This window comes from Streptomyces sp. JB150, assembly GCF_011193355.1.
In the GTDB taxonomy this organism is placed as follows: Bacteria; Actinomycetota; Actinomycetes; order Streptomycetales; family Streptomycetaceae; genus Streptomyces.
Genome location: NZ_CP049780.1, coordinates 1,602,741 through 1,627,866, shown reverse-complemented (window position 1 = coordinate 1,627,866; position 25,126 = coordinate 1,602,741). Strand labels below are relative to the sequence as shown.

Here is a 25,126-nt window from a genome sequence, read left to right as displayed (position 1 = left end):
GCGGGACCGTCGCGCGGCCCCGGCCACCTGCCCGACACTCTTCGGCCATCTGTCTGAAACGCCCCCTTCGTCATCCGGTCGCGGAGATTCCGTTTAACGCCGTACCACTGTCCGGTTCACGGCCTTCCGCCCCTGCAGGCCCCAGCCCCTTGGCCAGTCCCGTAGCCCCGCGTGACATTCCGTTTGGGTTTTCGGACCGTCAACCGGAAGACTGCACCCGTGACGTCCCGTATCCCGCGCGACTCCAGGCTTCGACTCGTCCGCCCACGACCCCTGGCCGCCGCCCCCCGAGCGATGAACCAGCGGCCCGCGCGCCGCCCCGCACCGCGCCCTCCGGAGGGCACCCCGGCCCCCTCCGAACTGGCCGGAATGGCACGCTCCAGGCTGGCCGGCGCCGCCCGCGTGGCCCGCTGGGCCGACACCGCCCTGCGCCCCGGCGGATCCGTCGGCAGCTCCGACGGAAAGGCCACCCTCGCCGACGCGACCGCCGAACGCGCGGCCGCCGAGCTGGGCCTCACACCCGCCCAGGTCCGTGCCGACTGGGACACGGCCCGGCTGGCCGGCCTCGTCGAGGTGCACGGCGACAGCGCCCGCTCCGGCTGGCGGCTGCGCGCCTGGGACCGCGACGACACCGCCGTGCTGCGCGGCTGGGTCGCCCTGTTCGACGCCTGGTCGCTCGCCTATCCGGAGCCCGCCGACCATGAGCCCGCCGCCGTCGCCGAGGTCGTCTCGGCCATGCCGCAGGTGCTCTCCTTCCTCCAGCTGTCCGCCGGACCCGTCCCCGTCGAGCAACTGCTCGACCTGCTCCAGCAGCGGGTTCGGGAACTGCGCACCGCGCGCTGCGAGGTCCCCTACGGCCCGCAGCGCGAACCCGCCGGCCCCGCGCCCGCCCCCGGCGTCACGGAACCCGCCGCCCCCGCCGACGCCGAACTCGCCCCGCTGCTCGACTGGGCCCTGCACGCCCTCGCCTCCGTCGGCGCCCTCACCTGCGGCGACGGGCAGGCCACCCTCACCCCGCTGGGCAGCTGGGCGGTGTGGGTGAAGCTGGAGCAGATCTGCGTCGCCGCGCAGAGCCCCGCCGGGAACATCGAGGCCGCCGCCGAGGACATGCTGCGCGGCTGCGCCCAGCTGCGGCCCAACGCTGCCCGCGCCGAGTACCGCGCCTGGCTCGCCGCCCGGCCGGTGGGCAGCGCCGTCACCGAGCTGCTGGACGCCGCCCGCGGCGACGACGCCCTGCTGCGCGGCCTCGCCTTCGAGGCGCTGCGCGTGGTCGGCGCCCCCGCCGAGCCCGACGTACGGGCCGTACTGGACGAGCCGACGCTGCGCCCCTACGCGCTGCTGTGGCTCGCCGAGCACGAGGGCAAGGACCCCGAGGACGCCCACGAGGTGCTGACCCGCGAGGAGGCCACCTGGCTGTGGGTCGACACGGCCGCCGCGCTCGCCGACCACGGCGAGGCCCCCCTGCTCGTCCGGCATCTGGAGTCCGCCGTACAGCCCACCGTGCCCGCGCTGCTCGACGAGGTGCGCGCCGTCGGCCACCCCCGCACCGTGCAGGTGCTGGTCGCCCTGGCCGCCGCCCACCCCGACCCGGCCCTGGCCAAGGCGGTGCGGCGGGCGGCCTTCCAGGTGCACACCGGGGGCAGCTGAGACGGTGGCCGGGACCGGCCCGGGCGGTGGCCGGGGCGGTCGCTCAGGCCGGTATCTGCGGGGCGTAGGTGCCGAAGGACCAGATGTTGCCCTCCAGGTCCCGGGCCATGTAGTCGCGGGAGCCGTAGTCCTGGTCCGTCGGAGGCATCACGATCTCCACGCCGTGGTCCACGGCCCGGCGGTGGTGTGCGTCCACGTCGTCCACCACGACGTACACCCCGGCCGGGCCGGCGTTCTTCATCGCCGAGTCGAAGACGCCGCCGCGGCCCTTGGAACCGACCATCACCGCGCCGTTGCCCTGCACCAGCTCGGCGTGCAGCACCGCGCCGTCCTCGCCCTCGTACACCGACAGCTCGGTGAATCCGAGGGCCTCCGTGAGCTGCCGGATCGCCGCCTTGGCGTCCGCGTACAGCAGCGTCGGGAAGATGCTCGGGCGTCCGTTCCCCGTGCCTGCCATATCGATCACTCCCTTGTGCTCGACCACGCACATCAGTCTCGCAGCCGCCACTGACAACGGCCCGGCCCCGAACCCCGGCCGGCCGGACGACGCGGCCGAACGAGCGACGCTGCCCCGCCCGCCCGCGTGTCCCGCCCCGCGCCTTTCGCCCGGCGGCCCCCGCGTGGCTACGCTCGGCGCCTGATCCGCGGCCGGCGGGTCGCCGGAGACGGCCTCCCCAGGCCCCGAGGACGTCACGGGCTTCTCCAGGGCCGAAGGAAAACGCCGTGGCCGTCCTCCCGCACCAGGCGGCCGAACCGCCCGCCGACCCCGACACCCCCTCGGCGCCGCACCCCCCGGTCCACCTCCCGGCGGTCGCCGCCCCCGGCCCACTGCGGACACCTCCGGTCCTCCGGCTCGCCGGCCTGCTCCGGTCCGCGCTCCTGCGCGCTCTGCCCGCCCTCCCGGCCCGGCGGGCGCCGCACACCCTCGTGGCCCTCCGCTTCCCGCGCGTGCTCCCGCCCCGCCTCACCCTCCGACCGCCGGTCCCGTCTCCCCCCGCTGCCGCACCCGGCGCCGCCACCGCCGCACCCCATGCCCCGCACCCGCTCCCGGCGGCCCACACCCTCCCCGCCCACCCCCTGCTCCCGCCCCCTCTCACCGGCCGCGCCTCCCGGCTTCTGCCCGCCCGGCGGCTGCTGACCGCCGCCCTCGCCCTTGCCCTCGCCGCACCCCTCCTGGCCGGCGCCCATCAGGTCCGGCCCGCCCCCTACGGGGACCGGCTCACCGTCCACGCGCGCGTGGCGGGCACAGGTGCGGCCGAACCCCGTATCGACCGGGCCGCCGTGGAGGCCCGGGACCCCCGCACCGGGGCGCTCCGCTGGCGGCACGCCCGGGAGGGCAGGCGCCCCCTCGCGGTGCTCCCCGCGCGCGGGGAGGCGATCACGCTCTGGGACGACGGGCTGGTCACGGCCACCGACGGCCACCGCGTGCGCTGGCACCGCGCCCTCCCGGCCGCCGCGGGCTGGCTCCGCGCGCGGGGCGGCACCGGCGTGCTGCGCCTCCTGGGCCGGGGCATGCTCGCGGTCGTCACACCGCGCCGCGTCACGGCGTACCGCCTCGCCGACGGCGATCTGCGCTGGGTGCTGCCCGCCCGCCCGGGCTGCGCCTTCGCGCCCGAACGTGCCGTCGGTCACGGCCGGGCGCTGCTGCTCGCCCAGCCCTGCGGCCCGTCCGCCGCCTGGACCGCCCAGCTCGTCGCCGTGGACGACCTGGGCCGGATCGCCCCGGACCGCCGCCCCCTCGGCAACGACCGCGCGCCGGGCCCGTACGGCGGCCGTACCGAACACCCGAACGCAGAAAAAGTGGTTGCACCACCCCGTTAGACTGGGGCCCATGGCCATTCTCCTCGCGCATTAGACGGCGGGAACGTCTTCGAGCCCCCCGTCCCGCCCACCATCCGCCCTGGAGTCTGTCCGTGATCTCCGCCTCCGGTATCGAGCTGCGTGCCGGTGCCCGCGTCCTCATCGAGTCCGCCACCTTCCGTGTCGCCAAGGGCGACCGCATCGGCCTGGTCGGCCGCAACGGCGCCGGCAAGACCACCCTCACCAAGTGCCTGGCCGGCGAGGGCACCCCCGCCGCCGGCACCATCACCCGCTCCGGCGAGGTGGGTTACCTCCCGCAGGACCCCCGCACCGGCGACCTCGACGTCCTCGCCCGCGACCGCATCCTCTCCGCGCGCGGCCTCGACGTCCTGATCCGCAAGATGCGCGACAACGAGCAGCGCATCGCGAACGGCCAGGGCGCCACGCGCGAGAAGGCGCTGCGGCAGTACGAGCGGCAGGAGACGGAGTTCCTCACCAAGGGCGGGTACGCCGCCGAGGCCGAGGCCGCGACCATCGCCGCCGCGCTCAACCTGCCCGACCGGGTGCTCGGCCAGCCGCTGCACACCCTCTCCGGCGGTCAGCGCCGCCGCGTCGAACTGGCCCGCATCCTCTTCTCGGACGCGGACACCCTGCTGCTCGACGAGCCGACGAACCACCTCGACGCCGACTCGATCGTCTGGCTGCGCGACTACCTCAAGACCTACCGCGGCGGCTTCATCGTCATCTCGCACGACGTCGACCTGGTGGAAACGGTCGTCAACAAGGTGTTCTACCTGGACGCCAACCGCGCCACGATCGACATCTACAACATGGGCTGGAAGCTCTACCAGCAGCAGCGCGAGGCCGACGAGAAGCGCCGCAAGCGCGAGCGCGCCAACGCCGAGAAGAAGGCCGCCGCCCTCAACGCGCAGGCCGACAAGATGCGCGCCAAGGCCACCAAGACGGTCGCCGCGCAGAACATGGCCCGCCGCGCGGAGAAGCTGCTCGCCGGCCTGGAGGAGGTGCGCCAGTCCGACAAGGTCGCCAAGCTGCGCTTCCCCGAGCCCGCGCCCTGCGGCAAGACCCCGCTGACCGCGGAGGGCCTGTCGAAGTCGTACGGCTCACTGGAGATCTTCACCGACGTCGACCTGGCCATCGACAAGGGCTCCCGCGTGGTCATCCTCGGCCTCAACGGCGCCGGCAAGACCACCCTGCTGCGGCTGCTGGCGGGCGTGGAGAAGCCCGACACCGGCCGGGTGATCGAGGGTCACGGCCTCAAGCTCGGCTACTACGCGCAGGAGCACGAGACCCTGGACCCGGACCGCACGGTCCTGGAGAACATGCGCTCCGCGGCCCCCGACCTGGACCTCGTCGAGGTCCGCAAGGTGCTCGGCTCGTTCCTGTTCTCCGGCGACGACGTCGACAAGCCGGCCGGGGTCCTCTCCGGCGGTGAGAAGACCCGGCTCGCGCTGGCCACCCTGGTGGTCTCCTCGGCCAACGTGCTGCTGCTCGACGAGCCCACCAACAACCTCGACCCGGCCAGCCGCGAGGAGATCCTCGGCGCGCTGCGCACCTACAAGGGCGCGGTCGTCCTGGTCACCCACGACGAGGGCGCGGTCGAGGCGCTCCAGCCGGAGCGGATCATCCTGCTGCCGGACGGCGTCGAGGACCTGTGGGGCGCGGACTACGCCGACCTCGTCGCCCTCGCCTGACCGCGTCACCCCGGCGCCGTTTCCGCGTCACTCCGGCGTGATCGAAGAGGTGATCCACGGAGTATGGATCATTCGGCCCAGCCGTGATCCATCATCTGTGTGAGATTGCCTCATCCCAGAGTGTGTCGTACACCGATTTCGCGGCCGATCCCTTTGTCGACAAGGGGTCGGCCGCGCTGCGTCTCTGACCTGCCACTTCACGGAACAACCCGTTCGGACGTATGCGACCCGGTGGGTCGAATCATGGATTCCGCTTGTGGGGACGCACTCCTGTCGTCACAACCCTCATCCACAGACCTTGCCGAATGGGTGGCCATGAAGCCCCGGAGGGGTGATCATGAGGAGACCAGAGCGCACTTCCCATGAGGAGGCACGGGTGGCCGAGACTCTGAAGAAGGGCAGCCGGGTGACCGGCGCCGCGCGCGACAAGCTCGCGGCAGACCTGAAGAAGAAGTACGACGCCGGTGCGAGCATCCGGGCGTTGGCCGAGGAGACCGGCCGCTCGTATGGCTTTGTGCACCGCATGCTGAGCGAATCGGGCGTCACGCTCCGTGGGCGTGGCGGGGCGACCCGGGGCAAGAAGGCCCAGTCGGCCTGATCCCGGGCGGCCCCGCGCCCTCGATGGCGGCCACCCGGTCGTCGAGTTGACCGGCCGGGTGGTTACTGTGCAGTCACTTAGGAGTGCCCGCCGCATGGCACGGCACTCACGATGACCGCACCCATCGGAGGCGCCCCATGGCTTCGCTCGACCCGGTAATCGATCCGGTACTCGACAAGGACGGCGTACGGCTCACCGTCGACGACGCGATCGCCACGGTGACGCTGACCAACCCGGCCAAGCGCAACGCGCAGAGCCCCGTTCTGTGGCGGGCGCTGGCCGAGGCCGGCCGGCTGCTGCCGGGCACCGTCCGCGTGGTCGTGCTGCGCGCCGAGGGCAAGTCGTTCTCGGCCGGGCTCGACCGGCAGGCGTTCACGCCCGAGGGCTTCGACGGCGAGCCGTCGTTCCTCGACCTGGCGCGCGGCTCGGACGCCGAGCTGGACGCCACCATCGCCGAGTACCAGGAGGCCTTCACCTGGTGGCGACGGAGTGACCTCGTGTCCATCGCCGCCGTCCAGGGGCATGCCATCGGCGCCGGGTTCCAACTCGCCCTCGCGTGCGACCTGCGCGTTGTCGCCGACGACGTGCAGTTCGCGATGCGCGAGACCAGCCTCGGGCTGGTGCCCGACCTCACCGGCACCCATCCGCTGGTGGGGCTCGTCGGATACGCCCGCGCGCTGGAGATCTGCGCCACCGGGCGGTTCGTCCACGCCGACGAGGCCGTGGCCACCGGGCTGGCGAACATCGCCGTACCCGGCGACCAGCTCGACGCCGCCGTCGGTGACCTGGCCACCGCGCTGCTGGCCGCGCCGCGCGACGCCGTCATCGAGACCAAGGCCCTGCTGCGCGGCGCCCAGGACCGCACCTACGAGGAACAGCGCACCGCCGAACGCCAGGCCCAGGCCCGCCGCCTGCGCGACCTGGCCGGCCTCGGCGACTGAAACCCGCCACGCGTGCCGCCCGCAGGGGACCCCGCGTGGGCGGCTGCGTCGCGCGGGCGACCGCGACCTCGGCCGGTCAGGAGACCGCGGCGCCCTGTCCGGAAGACTCCATGGTCGGTCGCTTCCCGCCTGCGGACGGCGTGGCCTTGAGCAGGCCGAGGCCAATGACCAAGGCGGTCAGTGTGAATGCGGCGGAGGCCAGGAAGGCCGCGTGGTATCCGCCGACCAGCGATTGCGCCCCGGACTTCCCCGCGGCGACGAGGCTGTTCGTGCGCGCGCCGACGAGGGCGCTCAGCACGGCCAGGCCGATGGCGCCCCCGATCTGCTGAGTGGTGTTGAACAGTCCGGAGGCGATGCCGGAGTCGGCCGGCGAAACGGCGGTCATGCCGAGCCCCATGATGGCCGGCGCGGCGAGGCCGAAGCCGAGCCCCATGAGGAGGCCGGCCGGGAGGAAGTCCACCAGATAGACGCCGTCGAGGCGGGCGAACGACAGCATGACGAACGCCCCGGTGATGAGGGCGAGCCCCAGCAGGAGCATCGCGCGGTGGCCGTACCGGGTGATGAGCCGGGTCGAGAGGCCGAGGGACACCACGGCGATCACCACGGCGATGGGCACGAAGCCGATACCGGCCTGCAGCGCGCTGTACGTCAGCACGCGCTGCAGGTAGAGCATGCCGAAGAACAACAGGCCGAACATGCCGGCGATCATCAGGAACTGGACGATGTTGGCCGCGGCCAGGCTCCTCGAGCGGAGAAGCCCCAGCGGCAGCAGCGGCTCGGCGGCTGTGGCCTGGCGGACGACGAACCCGATCAGCAGCAGGAGGGCCAGGGGGCCGAGCAGGAGGGTCCGGGCTGCTCCCCAGCCGACCCGCTCAGCGTCCACGACGGCGTACACCAAGAGCATCGTTCCGCTGGTGACCAGCGCGGCACCCAGGAAGTCGGTGCCCTTGCCCATGCCCTCGCCCCGGTCTGCGGGCAGCGCTCGCAGGCCGACGAGGATGAGGGTGGCACCGATCGGTGCGTTGATGAAGAAGATCCAGTGCCAGCCGAGCAGCTCGGTGAGGACGCCGCCGAGCAGTGGTCCGACCGCGCCGCCGCCCGCGGAGGCGAAACTGTAGGCGGCGATGGCCTGGGCCTGCTTCCGGCGATCGGAGAACGCGGTCGCGACCATGCCGAGGATGCAGGCGGAGGCGATCGCTCCGCTCCACCGATCCCCTGAAGGAAGCGGGACGCAATCAGCGACGTCTCGCCGGTCGCGATGCCGCACAGCACGGAGGAGGCGCCGAAAAGCGCGATCCCCGTGAGGAACACGGCCTTCCGCCCGATGAGGTCACCGAGCCGTCCGGCCAGCAGCAGGAGCCCGCCGAACGGGATGACGTAGGCGTTGACCACCCAGACGAGGTTCTCGGAGGAGAGCCCGAGACCACTCTGCACAGCGGGCAGCGCCACGTTCACGATGTTCTGGTCCAAGACGATCATCATCTGGCCGACACAGAGCAGGACGACGGTCAGCCACGGTGACGCACTCGCCCTTGTGGCAGGCAGGGGCATGGTCGAACCTCCTTTGGCGCACCCTTTGGCGCACTATTTGTTACAGCGGCCATCTTCTGTAACCCTGGCCGTTCGGGTAAGGAGGCACTTTTATGTCCCGCAGTCACACGCATGTGTCCGAGGAGGTCACCGCCGAGGCGTGTCCACTCGTCGAGGTCATCGACCATGTGGCGGGCAAGTGGAGCATCAGCATCCTGGTCGCCGCCGCCCGTGGCCCCATCAGGTTCACTGAGCTGGAACGCTCCATCGAAGGCATCAGCCGACGGATGCTCACCTTGAACCTGCGCAGGCTCGAACGCGACGGTCTGCTGACACGGACCGTTCATCCCACCGTGCCGCCGAAGGTCGAGTACAGCCTCACTGCCATGGCGCGAGAGCTGTACTCCCACCTGACCGGCTTCGTGGAGTGGGCGGAGCGGCACCGCGGCGCGATCGCCCAGGCCCGAGCCGCCTACGACGCCACGGCAGCGGCAGCGGAGGCGGCGCCGCAGGCAGGTCCGTCCCACGCACAGCCGGAGCGCTGACGGGCAGCGCTGCCCCAGTCCGCCCGGAGCCAGGGGTGCGGTCACTGCCCAGCGGCTTCGCCCGCGATTCGCCCGTTCGGAGGAGTGCGCACACCGCGCGGCGGTCGCCGCGGCACGGCGGGCGGCCGGGTGCGCGGGCGTGGCGGGTGGCTGTGTCGCTCAGCCCGCCGACGTGACCAGGACCGCCACCGTCGGGTGGTCCGGCAGGGCCTCGCCCACGCGGGCGCGGACCTCGCGGGCCACCTCCACGGCACGGTGATCCGCGAGGACGGCCAGTTCCAGCCAGACGTGCCGGCGCGCCAGGGCGTCGTCGCCGTCCCGTGGCCGCTCGACGTGCACGCCGCGGCCCATGCCGCCCAGCGCGCCGGTCAGGCGGGCGACGCCGGGCACGGAGAGCGCCACGGACGCCACGCGCGCCGCGTCGCCCGGGTCGGGCTCGGGCGCGGCCGGCGGCTCGGGCGGCCGTACCGCGGCCGGGCCCGGATCCTCGTCCAGCAGGTCCGTCACCCGCAGGTCCACCTCCGCGACCCGCAGCCCCAGCCGCCGCGCCGAGACCTCCGCGAGCGCGAGCCGTACCCGCGCCGCGGACTCCGGCAGCGGCAGCGCCGCCACGGCCGCCAGCTCCGCCGTGACCCGCAGTGGCCCCGGCGGCAGCGCGCTCGGCGGGGCCGGTACGGCCGGATCGTAGGTGTGCTCCGGGTCGGCCAGGCCGATCCGCAGGTCGCCCAGCCGGACACCCGTCACCCCGTCCACGGCGCCCCGCAGCACCGCCCGTGCCGCGTCCTCCGTGATCCACGCACCATCGCGCGCGTCACCCAGAGGCAGGATCCTGCCGAGACCCAACTGTTCGCGTACTGCCCGCGTCCAACGCTCCGTCATTGCTCCAGCGTGCCCCATCCACAGCGCGCGACCGAGCAACCCGGCTTACGGTGGTCGAAGAACGACGACCGAGAGGGACGTACGGCGATGACCGACATGACCGACCGGAACCGGACGCAGACCTCCGAGGGCGGCACCGACTCGCCGGTGCAGACCCGCAAGGCCACCCAGCGCGGCGGCGGCGACCCCGGCTCCCGGGGGCGCACCACCATCGCCGACGGCGTGGTGGAGAAGATCGCCGGGCTCGCCGCCCGGGACGTCGAGGGTGTGCACGCCATGGGCAGCGGCCTCAGCCGCACCTTCGGCGCCGTCCGCGACCGGGTGCCCGGCGGCGCGAAGTCGGTGACCCGCGGCGTGAAGGCCGAGGTCGGCGAGAAGCAGACCGCGCTCGACCTGGAGATCGTCGTCGAGTACGGCTTCGCGATCGCCGACGTCGCCCGCGACGTGCGGGAGAACGTCATCGGCGCCGTGGAGCGGATGACTGGCCTCGAGGTGGTCGAGGTCAACATCGCCGTCAGCGACGTCAAGCTCCCGGACGAGGAGGACGAGGAACAGCCGGAGCCCCGGATCCAGTGACATAGGAGCGCAGCATGAGCATGGCCGTGGTCGGCTTGATCGCCGGTATGGCGCTGGGCTTCGCCGGATATTTCGGCGGATTCGGCGCGTTCCTGCTGGTGGCGGCCCTGGGTGCCGTCGGGTTCGTCGTCGGCCGGTTCCTGGAGGGGGACATGGACCTCGGCGACCTGTTCCGTCCGCGTGACGACCGGCGGCGGTGACCGGGGTGAGCGAGGGGGCCGGAATCTCGCGTCCCCCGACAGCCGTGCCGCCGGGCGAGCGCGGCGCGACCCGGATCGCCGACCGGGTCGTCGCCAAGATCGCCTCCCAGGCGGCCCGTGAGGCGGCGGGCGAGCTGCCCGCGGAGGCCACGCCGCCGCACGCGACCGTGGTCGTCCGTCACGACACCGCCCGCGTCCGCGTCCACCTCGAACTCGGCTATCCCGCCGACGTCGGCGCCCGCTGCCGGGCCGTACGCCGGCACGTCAGGGAGCGGGTGGGCGCGCTGGTGGGATTCGACGTGCCGGAGGTCGCCGTCCAGGTGGAGCGGCTGTACCCGCCGGCGTCCGCCACGGCACAGGGGAGGACGCGATGAGCGAACCCCACGGCTCCCCGGGCACCACCCGGCCGGTGCCGGTCCTGGAGAAGGACGCTCCGGACGCGACCACGCCGGGCACCGCCCGCCGGTTCTGGTCCGCGCGCCGCGTCCCCGCCGGCATCGCCGCCGTGCTGCTGCTCGCCCTCGTGGGCCTCTTCCTCTACGACATCGCCGCCGTCCGCGCGGGCCGGCCGGGCATGCGCTGGCGCCGCGCGCTCGCCGGGCAGCTCGCCGAACGGCCCCTGGACGACGTCTGGGTCCTCACCGGCGCCGCCGTCGCCGCGGCCCTCGGTCTCTGGCTGCTCCTCCTCGCCCTCACGCCCGGCCTGCGCTCCCTGCTGCCGATGCGGCGCACCCACCCCGACGTGCGCGCCGTGCTGGACCGGCCGGCCGCCGCGGCCATGCTGCGCGACCGGGCCATGGACGTGTCGGGTGTGCAGTCGGCCCGGGTACGCGTGCGCCGCCGGAAAGCCGACGTCCGCGCGGTGTCCCACTTCCGCGAACTGGACGACGTCCGCGCCGATCTGGACGCCGTGCTCGGCGAGGCGGTCACGTCCCTGGGCCTGGCCCGGCCGCCCACCCTGTCCGTGCGCGTCCGGCGGCCCGGACGGAAAGGGTGAGAAGCGTGGCCACGACCGTCAACCGCGTCCTGCTCGGCCTCCTGGGGCTCGTCCTCCTCGTGCTGGGGGGCTCCGTCCTCGCCGTCGGCCTCGGCGCGCCGGCACCCTCCTGGTGGATCCACCAGGGCCGCGACGACGTGCTGCTCAGCGCGGGCGAACGCACCCGCTGGCGGGGCCCCGGCTGGTGGTGGCCCGTCGTCATCGCCGTCCTCGCCGTGCTCCTCCTGCTCGCCCTGTGGTGGCTGGCCGCCGTGCTGCGCCGCCATCGGCTGACCGAGGTCCTGGTCGACACCGGCGACGGCGAGGGAGCGCACCTGCGGGGCCGGGCCCTGGAGGACGCCTTGGAGACGGAGACGGCCGGGCTGGACGGCGTCGCCCGCGCCCACGTCCGGCTCACCGGCCGCCGCACCGCCCCGAAGGCCCGCGTACGGCTGCTGCTGGAACCGGACACCGACCCGGGCACCGCCCTGCGGGACCTCACCGACCGGCCCTTGGCCCACGCCCGCGAGTCGGCGGGCCTGGCCGCGCTGCCCGCGGAGGTCCGCCTGCGCGGCGCCAGGCACCACGCGGAGCGCGTCAGCTGACCGGCCCGGCAGGCGGCTCGGCAGCCGTGCGGCTCAGAAGCCGTGCCGGGCCCCGCCGTCCACCGGCACCATGACACCGGTCAGATAGGACGCGGCCGGGGACAGCAGGAACGCCGCCGTCCGCCCGAACTCCTGCGGCGTGCCGTACCGGCGCAGCGGGATCTGCGACTCGGACGCCGCGCGCGTCGCCTCCGGATCCGCGGACAGGGCGTCCAGCTCGCGCACCCGGTCGGTGTCGATGCGCCCCGGCAGCACCCCGATCACCCGGATGCCGCGCGGGCCCAGCTCGTCCGAGAGGGACTTGGCGAAGCCCGCGAGCCCGGGCCGCAGGCCGTTGGAGACGGTCAGCCCGGCGATCGGCTCGTAGACGGACCCCGACAGCACGAACCCGATGACGCCGCCCTCGTCCAGCTCCGCGGCCGCCGCGCGGGCCAGCCGCACCGCGCCCAGGAACACCGACTCGAACGCCGTCCGCCACTGCTCGTCGGTGGTGTCGGCGACGAACCCGGCGGGCGGTCCGCCGACGCTGACGAGGACGCCGTCGAACCGCCCGAACCGCTCCCGCGCGGCGGCGATCACCCGTTCGGGCGCCTGCGGGTCGGCGTTGTCCACCGCCACCCCGACCGCGTCCGGGCCCAGCGCGGCCGCCGCGTCGGCGACGGTCTTCTCGTCCCGTCCGGTGATGACCACCTTCGCCCCGTCGGCGACCATTTCCCGCGCGGAGGCGTTGCCGAGGCCGCGCGTGCCTCCGGTGACGACGTACACCCGGTCCTTCAGTCCAAGATCCATGGGCTCTATCCTGCCCGCTCGCCCCCGTACAGGGCGAGGGCGGTGTTCACCAGTCCGATGTGGCTGAAGGCCTGCGGGAAGTTGCCGAGCTGGCGGCCGGTCGAGGGGTCGTACTCCTCCGCCAGCAGACCCACGTCGTTGACGAGCCCCACCAGGTGCTCGAACAGCTCGCGGGCCTCCTCCGTACGGCCCGTCAGGTGCAGGGCGTCGGCCAGCCAGAACGAGCACACCAGGAAGGTGCCCTCGTCGCCGGGCAGCCCGTCGACGGTGGTGTGCAGGACGCTGTAGCGGCGCATGAGGCCGCCGTGGCTCAGCTCCTTGCGGACCGCGTCGATGGTGCCCAGCACCCTCGGGTCGTCGGAGGGCAGGAAGCCGACGCGCGGGATCAGCAGCAGCGCGGCGTCCAGCTCCCGTGAGCCGTAGGACTGGGTGAAGGTGTTCCGCGCGGGGTCGTAGCCGCGCTCGCACACCTCGCGGTGCACCTCGTCACGCAGCGCCTCCCAGCGCTCCCGGTCGCCCCTGAGCTGCGGGTAACGCTCCAGGGCGCGCACCGCGCGGTCGGCCGCCACCCACACCATCACCTTGGAGTGGACGAAGTGCCGGCGCCCGCCGCGCACCTCCCACAGCCCCTCGTCCGGCTCCCGCCAGGCCCGGCTCAGGAAGTCCACCATCGACCGCTGGATGTCCCAGGCCTGGGGCAGCAGTTCCATGCCCGCGCTCCTGGCCAGCGACAGGGTGTCCATCACCTCGCCGTACACGTCCAGCTGCACCTGCTTGACGGCCGCGTTGCCGATCCGCACCGGCCGGGAGTCGGCGAACCCCGGCAGCCAGGGCAGCTCGGTCTCCGGCAGCCGCCGCTCGCCCGCCAGCCCGTACATGATCTGCAGGTCGGCCGGGTCGCCCGCGACCGCGCGCAGCAGCCACTCGCGCCACGCCTCGGCCTCCTCCCGGTAGCCCGCCGCGAGCAGGGCGCCGAGGGTGAGGGTGGAGTCGCGCAGCCAGCAGTAGCGGTAGTCCCAGTTGCGTACCCCGCCGATCTCCTCGGGCAGGGAGGTGGTGGGCGCGGCGACGATGCCGCCGGTCGGGGCGTAGGTGAGCGCCTTCAGGGTGATCAGGGAGCGGAGCACCTCGTCGCGGTACGGGCCCTCGTAGCGGCACCGGGCCGACCAGGCCTGCCAGTCGGCGACGCTGTGCTCCAGCGCCTCGTACGGGTCGACCAGCGGCGGGCGCGGTTCGTGCGAGGGGTGCCAGGTGAGCACGAACGCGACCCGCTCGCCCGCGCGGACCGTGAACTCGCAGTGGGTGGAGAAGTCCTTGCCCCAGGTGTCGACCGGGGGCTCGCTGCGCAGCCATGCCGAGTCGGGGCCCGCGACGGCCACCCGGTGGCCGTCGGAGCGGCGCACCCACGGCACGATCGAGCCGTAGTCGAACCGCAGCCGCAGTACGCCGTGCATGGTGACGCTGCCGCTCAGGCCCTCGACGATGCGGACGAGGTCGGGGGCGCGGTCGCGCTGCGGCATCAGGTCGGTGACCCGCACCGCGCCCTGCGGGGTCTCCCACTCGGTGTCCAGCACCAGTGTGCCGGGGCGGTAGGCGCGGCGGGTGCAGGGACCCTCGGCCCCTTTCGGGGCCAGCTTCCAGTGGCCGTTCTCCTCGTCGCCGAGCAGCTTGGCGAAGCAGGCGCCCGAGTCGAAGCGGGGCAGGCAGAGCCAGTCGACGGATCCGTCCCGGCCGACGAGCGCCGCCGTCTGCTCGTCGCCGATGAGCGCGTAGTCCTCGATACGGGGATGCACGGAGTGCGGGTTCCCGGCGGACCGGGGGCCAATCGGGGCGGGATCGGGCGCCGGTCGTAACGGACGGCTCGGGCTTCGCGGGGCCGGCTCGCGCTCCGGCTGCACCGTGGGGCCGGCTCGCGCTCCGGCTGCACCACGGCTCCGGCTCCACCCGGCCCGGCCTGCGCCCCCGGCTACACCGGGGCCGGCTCGGGCTCCGGTGTCTCGTCGTCCCGTTCCCTCGTCTGCGCCCGGTCGCGGGCCTCGCGGCGGGCGAGGACCACCCAGCCGACCGGGACGGCGGCGGCGAACAGCCACCACTGGACGGCGTACGCCAGGTGCGGGCCGATGTCGTCGTGGTCGGGGGCGGGGAGGAGCTGCGGGAGGTCGCCGCGGGGGCGCGGCGCGGTCAGTTCGACGTAACCGCCGAGGACCTGCTCGCCGAGGCGCTTCGCCTCCAGCCCGCTGTTGATCAGCATGATCTGGCGGTCCGGCAGGTCCTGGACGTTCTTGATGCCGCTCTCGGCGGTCGTCTGGTCGGCCATCAGCCGCCCGGTGACGGTGATCTCGCCGCGCGGCGGCGCCGGGATCTTCGGGAACGCGGTCTCGCCGAGGTCACCCGCGGGGATCCACCCCCGGTTGACCAGCAGGACCTTGCCGTCGGTGAGCACGAAGGGGGTGAGGACGTGGAAGCCGACCTGGTCGTCCGCGTTGGTGCGCCGGCGTACGACGACCTCGCGGCCGGTGTCGAAGCGGCCCTTCGCCGTCACCGGCCGGTACAGGTCCGCGTCCTTCACCTCGGCTCCGGGCGCGGTCAGCGACTCGGCCGGCACCGGCTTCGACGCCAGCGAGTCCGCGATCACCCGGTTCAGCGCGACCTTGTGCTCGTGCCGGTGCAGCTGCCAGAAGCCCAGCTCGATCATCGTCGGGATGAGCGCGAGGGCGACAAGGGTGAGGATCACCCACTGCCGGGACAACAGGAAGCGGTACACCCCACGACGGTACATCTTGGGTCGTGGGGTGCTGTCGGCAGGGGGGACCGGGGTGGGGCGGATCGCCCGTCGGGTCCGGACTCAGACGTGGTCGACGATGCCCACCTTCCCCTCCGCCCGGGCGCAGTGGGCGCCGCAGTACCAGTGGCCCTCGACGTCGACGCCCTGCCCGATGATCTGCACCCGGCAGTGCTCGCAGATCGGGGCCATGCGGTGGATCGCGCAGGAGAAGCAGTCGAAGACGTGGACCGCGCCCTGGGCGTGCACCTCGAAGGTCATGCCGTAGCTGTTGCCGCAAACTTCGCAAGTCGCCATGCGCCACAGGGTGAGCCGTCCCCGCCGCGCGGGCGAGTGGGCGACGGGCGAGTCGCGCGGCAATCACCCGTCCGTACGGTCACTGCTCCGAGGCCGGTTCCACATCTGCCAGCAGCTGGCCGAACGCGGCCTCGTCGACCACGGGTGTGCCGTACTGCCGCGCCTTGAGCACCTTCGACGTGCCCGAGTCCGGGTCGTTGGTGACGAGCAGGCTGGTCAGCCGGGACAGGCTGGTCGCCACGTGCAGGCCGGCCTCGACCGCGCGGTCCTCCAGCAGCTCCCGCTCCACCGAGGTGTCGCCGGAGAACGCCACCCGCATGCCCTGTTTGAGCCTTTTGCCCTCTTCGTACCGGCCGGGGTTGGGGTACGGGCACGCGGGCCGCTTCCTGGCGGGCCGCCAGCCGGTCGCCCGGTGTCCGTAGCCGCCCGGGCCGCCCGCCTGCTGTCCGATGCGCGGCACGGGCCGGTCCGTCCACTCGGTCAGCGGCCGGCACTCGTGCAGCGGCAGCCGCAGGCCGCCCCGGGCCGCGGCGTGCAGGCTCGGCCGGAACGCCTCGGCCAGTACCCGCGCGTCGTCCAGCGCGTGGTGCGCGCGCCGCTGGACCACGCCGAAGTGCGCCGCCAGCGACTCCAGCTTGTGGTTCGGCAGCGGCAGGTCGAGCGCCTTGGACAGCGCGATGGTGCACAGCCGCTGCCGTACCGGCGGCTCGCGCCGCGCCCGCGCGTACTCCCGGGCGATCATCTGCCAGTCGAAGACCGCGTTGTGCGCGACCAGCACCCGGCCCTCCAGGCGGGTCGCGAACTCCTCGGCGATGTCCGCGAAGAGCGGCGCGCCCTCCAGGGCCTCGCTCGTCAGACCGTGGATCCACACGGGGCCGGGGTCGCGCTCCGGGTTGACCAGCGTGTACCAGTGGTCCTCGACCTCGCCGCGCGCGTCCAGCCGGTAGACGGCCGCGGAGATTATCCGGTCGTCGCGGGCCAGGCCGGTGGTCTCCACGTCAACGACCGCGTATCCGTGCGGATACGCGGCCGGCCACGTCGTGGCGGAGGACGCTGCGGTCGTGTGGTCTTCGAGCATGGTCACCGAGGATACGGCCCGGGACTGACAGCGCCCTCCCTCAGGTGCCGTGGCAGGCCTGCCCGTTCGGGGGTCGTACGCGTGTGCGCGAAGGTCAGTCGACGGAGACGGTGAGGTGTTCCAGGGCGATGAGGGGGGGCGGCGTCGAGGCTGCCGCAGCGGGAGAAGTGCACCTTTCGCAGCAGGGGCAGCTCGGCCAGGGCGGCGACGTTGCCCACGCGGTCCGCCTTGCCGACATACAGGTATTCGAGGTCCTGGTGCGGCACGATGCGGGCGAGGTCGACATAACGGACGTCCAGGACTTGAAGCGTCCTCAGCGGCGCGAACGCGCCGGCGGCCAGGAAGTCGAGCCACTGGTGGTCCTCGTTGACGGTCAGCCACTCCAGCTCGCGCAGCGCCTCCAGACCCGTCAGCTTCATGGCCGCGGCGGCGCGGAAGAAGCCGAGACCGGTGAGCCGCGTCGCGAAGGGAAGCTCCGCCAGGCTCTTCTCCGCCGGCGTGAAGTCGAACACCAGGTGCCGCAGGGCGGGCATGTCGCCGAGCGGTGCCAATGACAGCCGCGCGGGCGTCAGGTTGAGGAAAAGAGCTTGCGCACGGGCAGCCCGGCCGTCGAGCCGAGGTCGCGCACGGTGCGGCAGGAGAGGAGTCCGAGGCTCTCGAGGCGGGGCAGCCGGCGCAGGGGCGACAGATCGGCGAGCGAGGGGTTGTCGACGACTGGAGGAACGTCAGCGGGTGTGTTCCAGGACGGCCTCCGGGATGCCGTGGTCGCCCGCCACCTGGGCGCTCGTCAGTTCCGGCAGCCGGGGCCGGTACGCCAGCTGTTCGGCGGTCTCGAAGAGCACCGTGTGATCGGGCCGGACCTGCCCGCGGAGCACCTTCTCGAAGTACTCGGCCGCATCGAACGACGACCAGGCCCAGCCCCACTCCGCGCGGATGCGCGGACGCTGGTCGCCGCGGAACCGGGCGATCACCCGCAACGCGGCGTCACCCCCGACCAGCCGCGCCGTGCGGATCACGGCCGCGGCCTCCTCGTCGCTCAGCCCGTCCGGCCCCGGCAGCAGTTCCACCACCAGTTCCCCGGCCTTGGCCAGCGACTCGGCCTGCCGCGCGCTTTTCGGCGGCACCAGCTCGCCGGTCCGCCGTTCCACCTCCGCGCGCACCTCGGGGTCCAGTTCGGGCGCGTGCTCCAGGCAGGCCGCCGCCAGCAGCACCAGCCGCTCCCGGTGCCGTTTGACCCGGTCCGCGCGGCGCAGCAACTGCCGCAGCAGGCGCCCGCGTTCCGCCACGCGCGCGTGCCCCACCGCCATCCGCACCACGTCGTCCCACTGGTCGTCGTGGGCGTTGCGGGCCAGCACCCCGAAATCCCGTGACTCCACGGCCGCCTTGGCACCGAGGTGGTCCTGGAAGGTGCGGTGCACGAAGTCCACGTATCCGGGCACCGGCTCCCGCCGCAGGCCGCTGGGGATCAGCAGATGCGTGAAGACCTGCTCGGCGTCGCCCTGCCGGCGCACCTGCGGCATCGCGGCCAGCCACTCGTCGAGCATGGCGACGACCTCGTCCCGCTCGGCCTGGACCTGGGCGTTGCGGATCATCCAGTACGCCAGCCGCTGCAGCAGCGCGGTCTGCTCCTCGCGCGAGAGGGCGACGCCCTCGACCGCGGCGATCTCCCGTTCCGCGAGGTCCGGCACGGGCCGCCGGATCTCGCGCGCCAGTCGCGCGGGGTCCAGGTCGGCGGTGAAGAGCCGGTCGGCGTCGAGCGGTGCCGCCGCCGCGAAGGCGTCCTGGACGGCCGCGACGGCCGCCAGCCGCTCGTGCTCCGGCAGTCACGCGTGGGCGTGAGCGATCCGCGCGGACAGCACGCGGGCCAGTTTCTCCGGTGGCGCGGGCTTCGGCAGCGGCCGTACCGGGTCCGCCACCAGGCCCGCGCCCGTGCCCGGCTGCACCATGGATTTCACGACCGGTTTCACCAGCGACGAAGCCACCGTCGCGGCCAGCCGGACCAGCACCGTCTCCAGCCCCTGCATGCTCCCCGGCTCCGCCCCCGTTCCCCCTCGGCGCAGGAAATCGTAGGCACGCGCGCGTGGCGCCATTGGCGGAGATCGCCAACAAACAAGCGCTTACCGCTGGTAATACTTATCGGTAACAACGTCTGGACCCCGCCGTACCGCGGTCCTACGGTGCAGGAATGCCGAACCTCCCCAATGTCGTGGTCTGGTCGATACCCGCCTTCCTGCTGCTCACGATCATCGAGATGATCAGCGTTCGGCTCCATCCCGACGACGACCACGCCGGGTACGAGACCAAGGACGCCGCGACCAGCGTGACCATGGGACTCGGCAGCCTGTTCTTCGACTTCCTGTGGAAGTTCCCGGTCGTCGCCATCTACACGGCGGTCTACGAACTCACCCCGCTGCGCGTGCCCGTGCTGTGGTGGACCGTGACCCTGATGCTCCTCGCGCAGGACTTCTTCTACTACTGGTCCCACCGCGGCCACCACGTCATCCGCATCCTGTGGGCCTGCCACGTGGTCCACCACTCCAGCCGGAAGTTCAACCTCACCACCGCGCTGCGCCAGCCCTGGACCTCGCTGACCGTCTGGCCGTTCTACGTCCCCATGATCGCCGCCGGCGTGCACCCGGCCGCGCTCGCCTTCTGCTCGTCGGCGAACCTCGTCTACCAGTTCTGGATCCACACCGAGCGCATCGACAAGATGCCCCGCTGGTTCGAGTTCGTCTTCAACACGCCGTCCCACCACCGGGTGCACCACGCCTCCCAGGGCGGCTACCTGGACCGCAACTTCGGCGGCATCCTCATCGTCTGGGACCGCCTCTTCGGCTCCTTCACCCCCGAGACCGAACGGCCCGTCTACGGGCTGACGAAGAACATCGACACCTACAACCCGCTGAAGGTCGCCACCCACGAGTACGTCGCCATCGCCAGGGACCTGAGGGCCGCGTCCGGCTGGCGCGAGCGGGCGGGGCGCGTGTTCCGGGGACCGGGCTGGCAGCCCGCGCCGCCCACGCCCACGACCGACGGCGAGCCTGTGCCGCCCACGCCCAAGGCCGACGGTGACTCCGTGCCAGCCACCGTGCAGACCGACGGCGGGAAGGCGGCCGACGAGGCCGTCGTCGCATGAGACTCCGCCGCGCCCTGCTCACCGCTTTCGCCGTCGCGGCCCTCGCCGACCTCGTCAGCCTCGCGGCCGGTTTCGACGCCGGCCACCTGGTCGCCAAGCCCCTCCTGATGCCCCTGCTGGCCGCGCACGCGGCCCTCCACGGCGCCCCCCGGCTGCTGGTCGCGGCGCTGCTGTGCGGCTGGGGCGGAGACGTCCTGCTGCTGTCCGGCGCGGAGCCCGCCTTCCTCGCGGGCATGGCCTCGTTCGCCGCCGGGCACGTCTGCTACCTGCTGCTCTTTTGGGCGTACGGCCGTCGCCGCGCCCGCCACCGCGCCCTGCTCGCCGGGTACGGCGTCGTCCTCGCCGCGACCCTCGCCGCCCTCTGGCCCGGCCTGCCCGCCGATCTGCGTGTGCCCGTCGCGGGCTACAGCCTGCTGCTGACGGCGATGGCGTACCGCGCGGGGACCCGGTTCGGCCGCACCGCCGGCGTGGGGGGCGCGCTGTTCGTGCTCTCCGACACCCTCATCGCCACCGGCGTCGCCGATTGGCCGCAGCCGCCGCGACCCGACCTGTGGATCATGCTCACGTACCTCGCCGCGCAGTCCCTGCTCGTCCGCGGCACCCTCACGGAGCTCGACGCGCACCCGGTGACCGCGCCGCCGCGCGGTGAGGTCCGTCCGGTCCCGTAGAGGCCGCCGAGACCGGGGGAGGGCCGCCCACCCTCGGCCGGCCTCGAGGTGAGGTCACCGTCCGGCCGTCACCAGCGGATCGGCACCGGCACCGCCGTGAGGAGTCCCGACACCGCCACCACGACCGCCAGCACCGCCACCTCCGCGCGGGCCGGCGCGCACGCGGTCAGCGGGTCGGCGGCGCGGGCGAGCCGGACCCGCGCCCACAGCGCCAGCGCGGCGACGACGGCCACGAGCAGCACCTTGGCCAGCAGGGTGCGGCCGTACGCCGTCGTCGTCAGCTGTTCCAGCACGGTCTCCGGCGGCATCCGGCGCACCGTGCTCACCAGACCCGTCGCGGTGAGCGCGGCGAGCAGAACGGCCGCCACGCGCGCGTAGAGCCCCAGCAGCGCGGCGCCCGCCCGCTGCGCGCCCCACAGCCGCACGGTGCGCAGCGCGTACAGCAGACCGCCCACCCACAGCGACGCGCACACCACGTGAACGAGCGTCAGAGCGGAGCCGACGAGCGGGCTCGGCTCGGTCGTCGGGTGGGCGCGCAGCGCCTCCGCGACCGCCACCGCGGCCAGCGGCCACACCTGCGTCCCCCGACGGCGCGACAGGGCGCACAGGCCCGCCACGGCGAACGCGTTGAGCTCCAGCAGGGCGAGCGTGCCGTCCCGCGTGGCGTACAGTCCGCCGATGTCGATGTCGCCCGGGCCGCGCGGCACCAGGTTGCCGGTCGCCACCACCGAGGCCAGCCCCAGCGCGGCCACGAACCCGGCGCCCGCCGCCCACGCCGCCGCACTGGGCGGCCGTACGGCGGGAGCGCCCGGCACGGCCCGCGCGAGCCGCCGCACGAACAGCTCGCCCAGCGGCACGCACAGCGCCGCGAACAGGACGGTCCGCAGCAGCGCGATGCCGCCGGTGCCGGGCGCGGCGGACTCTCCGGTGCCGTGCAGGGCGGCGGACGGCCCGAGGAGCGGGATCAGCGCCCCCAGGGCCACCAGGACCAGCACGGCGACGGCCCGGCCGAGGCCGTCGCGCCGCCGCGCGGTGGTGGCTTCCGTCCCCGCGGCCTCGAAGGCCGGTCGTATCGAGGTCACCTCGCGTTCTCCCGTCTCACGCCCAGCGCGCTTCGTCCGTCCCCCAGCGCCCCGGCGGCCGGACCCAGTCGGCGGGCCCGCCCTCGAAGGCGACCGGCGGCAGCGCGTAGCGCAGCCGGCCCAGCGGGCTGTCCCGCTCGGCCAGCCAGGGCCCCGGGCCGTCGTAGGAGGCAGCCCCGGCCGCTCCGGTGTCCGCCGTCACCTCCTCCGTCAGCCACCGCGCCGTCCGTACCAGCGCCACCCGGACCAGCCGGCCGCCGCCGTCGCAGGACCGCTCCGTCAGCGCGCGCAGCACCGCCGCCGCGAGCAGATGGCCCGAGCCGTGGTCCAGGGCCTGCGCGGGCAGCACGCCGGGGCGCTCCGGTGTGCCCTCGGTGACGGCGATCCCGGTGGCGGCCTGGACCAGGCTGTCGAAGCCGCGCCGCTCCCGCCACGGCCCGTACGCGCCCCACGCCGACAGCTGGGCCACCACCAGCCCCGGCCGCCGTTCGGCCAGCGCCTCGGCGGACAGCCCGAACCGGTCGAGCGCGCCCGGCCGGTAGGCGGTGACGACGACGTCCGCCGCGGCGAGCAGATCGTCGAGGGCACGCCGTCCCGCGCGCAGGTCGAGGACCGCCGAGCGCTTGCCGAAGCCCGTGTCGGCGTGCTGGTCGGGCAGTTCGGGCAGGTGGGGCGGGTCCACGCGGAGCACGTCCGCGCCGAGCAGGGCGAGGGTGCGGGTGGCCACGGGCCCGGCGACGACCCGCGACAGGTCCAGTACCCGCAGCCCGGCCGCGGGCAGCAGGGGAGTGCCGGCCGGCGGGGCGAGCCGCCGCGCGGGGGCCGTGTCCAGGCGCGCCCGCTCGACCAGGGCGCGCCGCGCCACCTCCGCCGCCTGCGGGTGCCCGGCCCACTCGCCGGGCGTCCGTACGGCCACGGCGAGGCCTCCGGCGGCGTAGACGCTCTCCTCGACCTCCCGCGCGGACCGTTCGGCGAGCGCGGCCTCCACCTCGTCCTGCGTGACGCCGAGCGCGGACAGCAACCGCTCACGGTGGTGGGGGAAGTTGGCGTGGGTGCGCACCCAGCCGTCCGCCGTGCGCCAGAACCGCGACAGGGGCGCGAAGTCGACCGGCGCGCGCCCGTCGAGCAGCAGGTGCCGCTCGCTGGTGAACGCCGTCGCCACCGCCCCGTCGTCCACCCGCACGCCGGGCACCCGCGTGAGCCCGGCCCGCCGCGCGCCCAGTTCGGCGGCGGCCAGCGCGCACACGGCCACGCAGGCCCGCGCCGCCTCCCGCACCGGGAGCCGGGCGTCGAGCGCCCCGCGCCGGGTCGTCACCGTGACCCGGCCGGCCAGTGCCGGGTCTCCGCCGAGCGCGGACCAGGCGTCAGCAATGTTCCTCATGCGTGCACTATGCCGGGCCGCGCGGAAGACCGCGCGGCCCGGCATCGAAGGAGACCCGGAGCAGAGACCCCCGAGCAGAGACCCCGAGGAGAGACCCGAGGGAAGCTACTTCACCGCGTCCAGCGCGTTCACGATGCCGAAGCCGTAGAACCCGTTGACGCGCTTGCCGCCCTCGCACACCGCGTCCTGGTCGCCGTCGCCGTCCTGGTCGTAGGACTCGGGGCAGCCGGGGTTGTCCGCCTGCGCCTTCAGCAGCGCCTGCAGCTGCGCCGGAGTCGCCCACGGGTGCTCCGACTTCAGCAGCGCGGCCACGCCCGCGGCGTGCGGCGAGGCCATCGAGGTGCCCTGCAGGAAGGCGTACTGGTTGTTCGGCATCGTGGACAGGATGCGGCCGTCCTTCGACGGGGTGTCCGGCAGCTGGTACCGCCGGTCGCCGCCCGGCGCGGCCACGTCCACCACACCGTTGCCGTACGACGAGTAGTACGACTTGAGGTTGTGCACGCCCGTCGCGCTGACCGTGACGACGCCCGGCAGCTGGGTCGGCACGTCGTAGCACTCGTGCGGGTCGATGGTGCGCTCGACCGGCGTGGTGTCGTTCGGGCTGGAGTCGTCCACGATCGCGTCCGCGTCGAGGTCGTGGTTGGAGTTGCCCGCGGACGCCAGGTGCAGGGTGCCCTTCTTCTGGGCGTACAGCTGGGCCCGGTTGACCGCGTCGACGATGGCCCGCTGGTCGGGGTCGTCCATGCAGTTGTACAGCCACGGGTCGACGTAGTAGCTGTTGTTCGTGATCTCCACGCCGTGGTCGGCGGCGAACACGAAGGCGCAGACGACGCTCTCCGCGTAGAACAGGCCGTTCTTCGGGTCGGTCACCTGGATGCCGGAGACCTTCACGCCGGGCGCGACACCGGCCACGCCGACGCCGTTGCGGGCCGCGGCGATCTCACCGGCCACGTGGGTGCCGTGGTAGTCCGCCTCGGTGTACGGCCGCCAGGCGCCCTCGCTGGTGTCCGCGACACCGCCCGCGCAGTTCGCGGACTGCGACTTGGAGAAGTTCGGGGCGAGGTCCGGGTGCGTGTCGTCGACACCGGTGTCGATGACGGCGACCGTGACGCTCCTGCTGCCCGGGTTGATCTGCGCGGCCTTGTCCGCGCCGATCGCCCGCAGGTCCCACTGGTCGGCCTCCAGCGGCTCGCTGCCCGGCGTCTGTGCCGAGGCCGCCGTCACCTTCGCGGCCTCCGCGGCCGTCAGGAAGTCGGCGCCGCCCACGTCCGTGGTGCCCGCGGGGGTCAGCGGCGCGGTGCGCGTGGCACCCGCCGACTGCACGCCGCGGACGGTGCGTATCTCCTTGGCGAAGTCGGGGTTCGCCGAGTGCGCGACGATCACACCGATCTTCGCGTACGTCGCGACGACGGTGCCGCCGGCCGCGGTCACGGCCTTCTTCACCGCGGCGATCGTGCCCTTGTTCACCTTGGTGTTCACGACGTAGGCCAGCTCGGGCGCGTCCGCCGCCGTGGCGGTCTCCTGGACCGGCGCGGCCGAGGCGGTCGCGGGCAGGAAGCCGAGCGAGGCGGTCAGCGACAGCACGACCGGCACCGCGAGGGCGAGTCGGCGTCTGGAGCGCAGATGAGCCATGGGGTCTCCACATCATCCGGAAACGAAACCGGCCCGAGACACAAGGTGGTGCTCGGGCAGGTGCATGACGATGGTGCAGAGGGACGCTATATCGCCAACTCGCTGACCAGCAATGCCGTCACCACGATGACTTCACAGATTTACGCCGATCGCGGTTGAACCGGTTCCCCCACGGCGCCGTGACGTTGGACAAGAGGCCGGGCACGAGGCGAGCCCCCTGTCGGATCACGCCGGGGGCCACTACCATCGCCGCCCGGTTCGCGTGATCCCGA

General features: G+C 73.7%; 28 protein-coding genes and 1 pseudogene. 14 read left to right on the top strand and 15 right to left on the bottom strand.

The features are described 5' to 3' along the window. Nucleotides 1–219 precede the first annotated feature (219 nt). Complete coding sequence (locus G7Z13_RS07700; RefSeq protein ID WP_206313026.1) at nucleotides 220–1,647, top strand: hypothetical protein; 1,428 nt, start codon at nucleotides 220–222, stop codon at nucleotides 1,645–1,647. Nucleotides 1,648–1,690: 43 nt separating this feature from the next. On the opposite strand, the gene G7Z13_RS07695 is transcribed toward G7Z13_RS07700, so the two are convergent. Further along, complete coding sequence (locus G7Z13_RS07695) at nucleotides 1,691–2,104, bottom strand: VOC family protein (RefSeq protein WP_206313025.1); 414 nt, start codon at nucleotides 2,102–2,104, stop codon at nucleotides 1,691–1,693. Between the two features lie 266 nt (nucleotides 2,105–2,370). On the opposite strand from G7Z13_RS07695, the gene G7Z13_RS33575 reads away from it, so the two are divergent. The 4 genes from G7Z13_RS33575 (at nucleotide 2,371) to G7Z13_RS07675 (ending at nucleotide 6,698) form a co-directional block, all read left to right on the top strand. Beyond that, entirely contained in the window at nucleotides 2,371–3,468 is a 1,098-nt protein-coding gene (locus G7Z13_RS33575) for a PQQ-like beta-propeller repeat protein (protein WP_240926142.1), read from the top strand. A 92-nt stretch (nucleotides 3,469–3,560) separates the two neighbouring features. After that, nucleotides 3,561–5,159 carry an ABC-F family ATP-binding cassette domain-containing protein gene (locus G7Z13_RS07685; RefSeq protein WP_165997254.1) on the top strand — a complete coding sequence of 533 codons (1,599 nt, stop codon included), beginning with the start codon at nucleotides 3,561–3,563 and terminating at the stop codon, nucleotides 5,157–5,159. A gap of 376 nt (nucleotides 5,160–5,535) precedes the next feature. Then, nucleotides 5,536–5,757: a helix-turn-helix domain-containing protein gene (locus tag G7Z13_RS07680; RefSeq protein ID WP_043499642.1), complete on the top strand. Its 222-nt coding sequence runs from the start codon at nucleotides 5,536–5,538 to the stop codon at nucleotides 5,755–5,757. A gap of 137 nt (nucleotides 5,758–5,894) precedes the next feature. After that, entirely contained in the window at nucleotides 5,895–6,698 is an 804-nt protein-coding gene (locus G7Z13_RS07675; protein ID WP_165997253.1) for an enoyl-CoA hydratase/isomerase family protein, read from the top strand. A 76-nt stretch (nucleotides 6,699–6,774) separates the two neighbouring features. Here G7Z13_RS07675 and G7Z13_RS07670 read toward each other — a convergent pair whose 3' ends face one another. Both G7Z13_RS07670 and G7Z13_RS34065 read right to left on the bottom strand, forming a co-directional pair. Then, nucleotides 6,775–7,965, bottom strand: coding sequence for an MFS transporter (locus G7Z13_RS07670; protein WP_277347394.1), 1,191 nt, complete (start codon nucleotides 7,963–7,965; stop codon nucleotides 6,775–6,777). Continuing rightward, nucleotides 7,965–8,177: pseudogene (locus G7Z13_RS34065) on the bottom strand (MFS transporter); the annotation flags it as partial. The gene G7Z13_RS07670 and the pseudogene G7Z13_RS34065, both read right to left, overlap by 1 nt. 164 nt (nucleotides 8,178–8,341) lie before the next feature. On the opposite strand from G7Z13_RS34065, the gene G7Z13_RS07665 reads away from it, so the two are divergent. Beyond that, nucleotides 8,342–8,773 (top strand): helix-turn-helix domain-containing protein, encoded by a 432-nt coding sequence (locus tag G7Z13_RS07665; protein WP_165997252.1) that lies wholly within the window; start codon nucleotides 8,342–8,344, stop codon nucleotides 8,771–8,773. 159 nt (nucleotides 8,774–8,932) lie between these two features. Here the strand turns inward: G7Z13_RS07665 and G7Z13_RS07660 are convergent, their stop codons facing one another. Continuing rightward, a complete protein-coding gene (locus G7Z13_RS07660) occupies nucleotides 8,933–9,652 on the bottom strand; it encodes a nucleopolyhedrovirus P10 family protein (RefSeq protein ID WP_165997251.1) in 720 nt (239 codons plus the stop codon). Between the two features lie 87 nt (nucleotides 9,653–9,739). Between G7Z13_RS07660 and G7Z13_RS07655 the strand changes: the two genes are divergently transcribed. The 5 genes from G7Z13_RS07655 to amaP are packed head-to-tail and all read left to right on the top strand — an operon-like array spanning nucleotide 9,740 to nucleotide 12,009. Continuing rightward, a complete protein-coding gene (locus G7Z13_RS07655) occupies nucleotides 9,740–10,228 on the top strand; it encodes an Asp23/Gls24 family envelope stress response protein (protein ID WP_206313024.1) in 489 nt (162 codons plus the stop codon). 14 nt (nucleotides 10,229–10,242) lie between these two features. Then, complete coding sequence (locus tag G7Z13_RS07650; protein WP_165997250.1) at nucleotides 10,243–10,428, top strand: hypothetical protein; 186 nt, start codon at nucleotides 10,243–10,245, stop codon at nucleotides 10,426–10,428. Beyond that, nucleotides 10,425–10,802 (top strand): Asp23/Gls24 family envelope stress response protein, encoded by a 378-nt coding sequence (locus G7Z13_RS07645; protein ID WP_165997248.1) that lies wholly within the window; start codon nucleotides 10,425–10,427, stop codon nucleotides 10,800–10,802. Before G7Z13_RS07650 ends, G7Z13_RS07645 begins: the two co-directional genes overlap by 4 nt. Further along, entirely contained in the window at nucleotides 10,799–11,425 is a 627-nt protein-coding gene (locus tag G7Z13_RS07640; protein WP_165997247.1) for a DUF6286 domain-containing protein, read from the top strand. The genes G7Z13_RS07645 and G7Z13_RS07640 overlap by 4 nt, the downstream gene beginning before the upstream one ends. Then, nucleotides 11,422–12,009 (top strand): alkaline shock response membrane anchor protein AmaP, encoded by a 588-nt coding sequence (gene amaP, locus G7Z13_RS07635; RefSeq protein ID WP_165997246.1) that lies wholly within the window; start codon nucleotides 11,422–11,424, stop codon nucleotides 12,007–12,009. The genes G7Z13_RS07640 and amaP overlap by 4 nt, the downstream gene beginning before the upstream one ends. Before the next feature lie 33 nt (nucleotides 12,010–12,042). Here amaP and G7Z13_RS07630 read toward each other — a convergent pair whose 3' ends face one another. The 8 genes from G7Z13_RS07630 to G7Z13_RS07595 form a co-directional block, all read right to left on the bottom strand. Then, a complete protein-coding gene (locus G7Z13_RS07630) occupies nucleotides 12,043–12,798 on the bottom strand; it encodes an SDR family oxidoreductase (protein WP_165997245.1) in 756 nt (251 codons plus the stop codon). Between the two features lie 5 nt (nucleotides 12,799–12,803). Then, nucleotides 12,804–14,591, bottom strand: coding sequence for a glycoside hydrolase family 15 protein (locus G7Z13_RS07625; RefSeq protein WP_165997243.1), 1,788 nt, complete (start codon nucleotides 14,589–14,591; stop codon nucleotides 12,804–12,806). A 173-nt stretch (nucleotides 14,592–14,764) separates the two neighbouring features. Further along, the gene (locus tag G7Z13_RS07620) at nucleotides 14,765–15,562 is read right to left on the bottom strand and encodes an SURF1 family protein (protein WP_165997242.1); all 798 of its coding nucleotides are present in this window, start codon (nucleotides 15,560–15,562) and stop codon (nucleotides 14,765–14,767) included. An 81-nt stretch (nucleotides 15,563–15,643) separates the two neighbouring features. Then, complete coding sequence (locus G7Z13_RS07615; RefSeq protein WP_165997241.1) at nucleotides 15,644–15,877, bottom strand: hypothetical protein; 234 nt, start codon at nucleotides 15,875–15,877, stop codon at nucleotides 15,644–15,646. Nucleotides 15,878–15,956: 79 nt separating this feature from the next. Beyond that, nucleotides 15,957–16,955 carry a DEDDh family exonuclease gene (locus tag G7Z13_RS07610; protein WP_165997240.1) on the bottom strand — a complete coding sequence of 333 codons (999 nt, stop codon included), beginning with the start codon at nucleotides 16,953–16,955 and terminating at the stop codon, nucleotides 15,957–15,959. 2 nt (nucleotides 16,956–16,957) lie between these two features. Continuing rightward, entirely contained in the window at nucleotides 16,958–17,488 is a 531-nt protein-coding gene (locus tag G7Z13_RS07605) for a hypothetical protein (protein WP_165997238.1), read from the bottom strand. Nucleotides 17,489–17,680: 192 nt separating this feature from the next. Beyond that, nucleotides 17,681–18,643, bottom strand: coding sequence for a hypothetical protein (locus G7Z13_RS07600; RefSeq protein WP_165997237.1), 963 nt, complete (start codon nucleotides 18,641–18,643; stop codon nucleotides 17,681–17,683). 135 nt (nucleotides 18,644–18,778) lie between these two features. Beyond that, complete coding sequence (locus G7Z13_RS07595) at nucleotides 18,779–18,979, bottom strand: hypothetical protein (protein ID WP_165997236.1); 201 nt, start codon at nucleotides 18,977–18,979, stop codon at nucleotides 18,779–18,781. Between the two features lie 161 nt (nucleotides 18,980–19,140). On the opposite strand from G7Z13_RS07595, the gene G7Z13_RS07590 reads away from it, so the two are divergent. Both G7Z13_RS07590 and G7Z13_RS07585 read left to right on the top strand, forming a co-directional pair. Beyond that, complete coding sequence (locus G7Z13_RS07590) at nucleotides 19,141–20,091, top strand: sterol desaturase family protein (RefSeq protein WP_165997235.1); 951 nt, start codon at nucleotides 19,141–19,143, stop codon at nucleotides 20,089–20,091. Continuing rightward, nucleotides 20,088–20,759, top strand: a complete 672-nt coding sequence (locus tag G7Z13_RS07585; protein ID WP_165997232.1) for a lysoplasmalogenase — start codon at nucleotides 20,088–20,090, stop codon at nucleotides 20,757–20,759. Before G7Z13_RS07590 ends, G7Z13_RS07585 begins: the two co-directional genes overlap by 4 nt. A 68-nt stretch (nucleotides 20,760–20,827) precedes the next feature. Here G7Z13_RS07585 and G7Z13_RS07580 read toward each other — a convergent pair whose 3' ends face one another. From G7Z13_RS07580 to G7Z13_RS07570, 3 genes are all read right to left on the bottom strand, one after another. Continuing rightward, nucleotides 20,828–21,832, bottom strand: a complete 1,005-nt coding sequence (locus tag G7Z13_RS07580) for a CopD family protein (protein WP_166004740.1) — start codon at nucleotides 21,830–21,832, stop codon at nucleotides 20,828–20,830. Between the two features lie 25 nt (nucleotides 21,833–21,857). Beyond that, a complete protein-coding gene (locus tag G7Z13_RS07575) occupies nucleotides 21,858–23,222 on the bottom strand; it encodes a CoA transferase (protein WP_165997230.1) in 1,365 nt (454 codons plus the stop codon). Between the two features lie 105 nt (nucleotides 23,223–23,327). Then, entirely contained in the window at nucleotides 23,328–24,854 is a 1,527-nt protein-coding gene (locus G7Z13_RS07570; protein WP_165997228.1) for a S8 family serine peptidase, read from the bottom strand. Here G7Z13_RS07570 and G7Z13_RS07565 point away from each other — a divergent pair. Next, a complete protein-coding gene (locus tag G7Z13_RS07565; protein ID WP_165997227.1) occupies nucleotides 24,846–25,013 on the top strand; it encodes a hypothetical protein in 168 nt (55 codons plus the stop codon). The two genes, G7Z13_RS07570 and G7Z13_RS07565, sit on opposite strands and share 9 nt — an antisense overlap. The last annotated feature ends 113 nt before the right edge of the window (nucleotides 25,014–25,126 follow it).